The following is a 3,470-nucleotide window of genomic DNA, read 5'->3' as shown; positions in this document are numbered from 1 at the left end:
AAACGGGGACAGCCCCTGACTCCGGTTGGAATCAGGGGCTGTCTGTTGTTGGGGTTGGCGGCCACCTACTCTCCCGGGTGTGACCCCAGTACCATCGGCGCAGCCGGGCTTAACTTCTCTGTTCGGGATGGGAAGAGGTGCTCACCGGCGCCATAGCCGCCATTGTCTTTGCTCGGCTGTTATGCGAGCGTGATGGCTATGTAAAAGTTCTGTTTTGACTAGTTGGGAGAGAAAAAAGCTTGGACGCTTGTAGGGCCAAGGGGCGGGCCGGCTAGGCCGGTCGCACTGTGCGTGCTTTGGGAACGCGCTCGGGCAATTAGTACCGCTCGGCTTTGACATTTCTGCCTTTACACCTGCGGCCTATCAACGTCATCGTCTCTGACGGCCCTTAAGGGAGATCTCATCTTGGGGCGGGTTTCGCACTTAGATGCTTTCAGCGCTTATCCCGTCCGAGCGTAGCTACCCTGCGCTGCGGCTGGCGCCACAACAGGTCCACCAGAGGCTCGTCCATCCCGGTCCTCTCGTACTAAGGACAGAACCCCTCAAATCTCCGACGCCCACAACAGATAGGGACCGAACTGTCTCACGACGTTCTGAACCCAGCTCGCGTGCCACTTTAATCGGCGAACAGCCGAACCCTTGGGACCTTCTCCAGCCCCAGGACGTGACGAGCCGACATCGAGGTGCCAAACCTCCCCGTCGATATGAGCTCTTGGGGGAGATCAGCCTGTTATCCCCAGAGTACCTTTTATCCTTTGAGCGATGGCCCTTCCATGCGGAACCACCGGATCACTATATCCGCCTTTCGGCCCTGCTCGGCTTGTGGGCCTCACAGTCAAGCTCCCTTCTGCTATTGCGCTCTGCGCACGGTTACCAAGCGTGCTGAGGGAACCTTTGAAAGCCTCCGTTATTGTTTTGGAGGCGACCACCCCAGTCAAACTACCCACCAAGCACGGTCCCCGTCTGTGACGGGTTAGGCGCCAAGCAACTCAAGGGCCGTATTTCAAGGAAGAATCCACGACGCCTGGCGACGCCGCTTCACATTCTCCGGCCTATCCTACACATGAGTTACCCAGCGTCAATGCTAAGCTATAGTAAAGGTTCATGGGGTCTTTCCGTCCCGTTGCGGGTACTCGGCATCTTCACCGAGACTACAATTTCACCGAGCTCACGGCTGAGACAGCGCCCAGATCGTTACACCATTCGTGCAGGTCGGAACTTACCCGACAAGGAATTTCGCTACCTTAGGACCGTTATAGTTACGGCCGCCGTTTACCGGGGCTTCGATTCAGAGCTTCGCCTTGCGGCTAACCCCCCCTCTTAACCTTCCGGCACCGGGCAGGTGTCAGGCCTTATACGTCATCTCTCGATTTTGCAAAGCCATGTGTTTTTGTTAAACAGTCGCCTGGGCCTTTTCACTGCGGCTTCTTGCATTGCTGCAAGGAAGCGCCCCTTCTCCCGAAGTTACAGGGCCATTTTGCCGAGTTCCTTGGCCGTGATTCACTCGAGCACCTTAGGATTCTCTCCTCGACCACCTGTGTCGGTTTGCGGTACGGGCGGCCATGCATTTAAACGCTTAGCGGGTTTTCTAGGGAGCCTGCTTAGGGACGCTATCCCCGCGGCCGAGGCCTTGGGGTACTATCGGCTTTCAGCTAGTCGGGCGTACTTCACTACCCAACCAATACCTACGGCCTTCAACGCACTATTCCGTCAGTGCGCGGTCCTTTCACTTCTCCGTCACCGCATCGCTATGCATAGCCGGTGCTGGAATATTAACCAGCTGTCCATCGACCTGCGCTTTCGCCTCGGCCTTAGGTCCCGACTAACCCTGATCCGATTAGCGTTGATCAGGAAACCTGGGTCTTTCGGTGTGCGGGTTTCTCGCCCGCATTATCGTTACTTATGCCTACATTTGCTTTTCCAGGCGCTCCAGCACTCCTTGCCGGAATACCTTCGTCGCCCCTGGAATGCTCCCCTACCAGTGTATATAATACAATCCGCAGCTTCGGTACCACGCTTGATGCCCGATTATTATCGATGCCCTGTCGCTCGACCAGTGAGCTGTTACGCACTCTTTAAATGAGTGGCTGCTTCCAAGCCAACATCCTGGCTGTCTAGGCAACTGGACCCCCTTTGTTCAACTTAGCGCGAATTTAGGGACCTTAGCTGGCGGTCTGGGTTCTTTCCCTCTCGGCGCGGGACCTTAGCACCCCGCGCCTCACTGCCGCGTATATCAAATGGCATTCGGAGTTCGTCAGGATTCGGTAGGATTTGACTCCCCCTAGTCCTATCGGTAGCTCTACCTCCATATGACTCGACCGCGACGCTGCCCCTAAAGGCATTTCGGGGAGTACGAGCTATTTCTCAGTTTGATTGGCCTTTCACCCCTACCCACAGGTCATCCAAATACTTTTCAACGTAAACTGGTTCGGACCTCCAGTTGGTTTTACCCAACCTTCATCCTGCCCATGGGTAGATCACAAAGTTTCGCGTCTACCCCCTCTGACTGTGCGCCCTGTTCAGACTCGCTTTCGCTGCGGCTCCGCCCCTCAAGAGGCTTAACCTTGCCAGAGAGGAGTAACTCGTAGGCTCATTATGCAAAAGGCACGCCGTCACCCAACGAATGGGCTCCGACCGCTTGTAGGCGCATGGTTTCAGGATCTGTTTCACCCCCTTATTCAGGGTACTTTTCACCTTTCCCTCACGGTACTGGTTCACTATCGGTCTCTCAGGAGTATTTAGCCTTAGCGGATGGTGCCGCTGGATTCAGGCGGGATTTCTCCGGTCCCGCCCTACTCAGGATACCACTAGGGCCAAGCAGCTTACGCGCAAAGGGCTGTCACCTTCTCCGGCCAGCCTTCCCAGGCTGTTACGCTTCAATACTTGGTCCCACGGCGTGGTCCTACAACCCCGGCCCTGCCGTGACAGGATCGGTTTGGGCTCTTCCGCGTTCGCTCGCCACTACTTGCGGAATCATTGTTATTTTCTCTTCCTCCGGGTACTTAGATGTTTCAGTTCCCCGGGTTCGCCCCCTTTCGGGTACTTGGTCTTCAACCAAGTGGGTTGCCCCATTCGGACATCCGCGGATCACATCGTATGTGCCGATCCCCGCGGCTTTTCGCAGCTTGTCGCGTCCTTCATCGCCTCTGAGAGCCTAGGCATCCCCCATGCGCCCTTCTCTGCGTTCTCGCCGGTGTTGATTACTCAACGCCGGCCCGCTTCTTGGGCTGCACTAGAATTACTTCCAGGCAGTCTTACCTTATAATGTCTTTGTTTTTCTCTCTCCCATCATGTCAAAGAACTTCTCTCAAAGTCTTGTCTGCCCGCCCCGTCGGTAAACGGAGCCGCGGCAATCGCGCTTTAAGTTAGAGGCGAAAACCTGCTGTTTCCGCCGTGTTGTGTTAAGCTAAGTGGAGAATAACGGAGTCGAACCGTTGACCTCCTGCGTGCAAAGCAGGCGCTCTAGCCAG

At 55.9% G+C, this 3,470-nt stretch carries 1 tRNA gene and 2 rRNA genes (1 of these 3 cut by a window edge); all 3 read right to left on the bottom strand.

The window, feature by feature from the left end:
* Positions 1 to 52: 52 nt before the first annotated feature.
* Positions 53 to 164: ribosomal RNA gene (rrf, locus tag Q1A54_RS20250) — 5S ribosomal RNA — on the bottom strand.
* 132 nt (positions 165 to 296) lie between these two features.
* Positions 297 to 3,189, bottom strand: a 23S ribosomal RNA gene (locus tag Q1A54_RS20245).
* Positions 3,190 to 3,411: 222 nt separating this feature from the next.
* A tRNA-Ala gene (locus tag Q1A54_RS20240) sits at positions 3,412 to 3,470 on the bottom strand; it runs 15 nt beyond the window's last position.

Source organism: uncultured Pontibacter sp., assembly GCF_947502515.1.
In the GTDB taxonomy this organism is placed as follows: domain Bacteria; phylum Bacteroidota; class Bacteroidia; order Cytophagales; family Hymenobacteraceae; genus Pontibacter.
The sequence above is the reverse complement of the archived record's forward strand: the minus strand, read 5'-3'. Positions and strand labels throughout refer to the sequence as shown.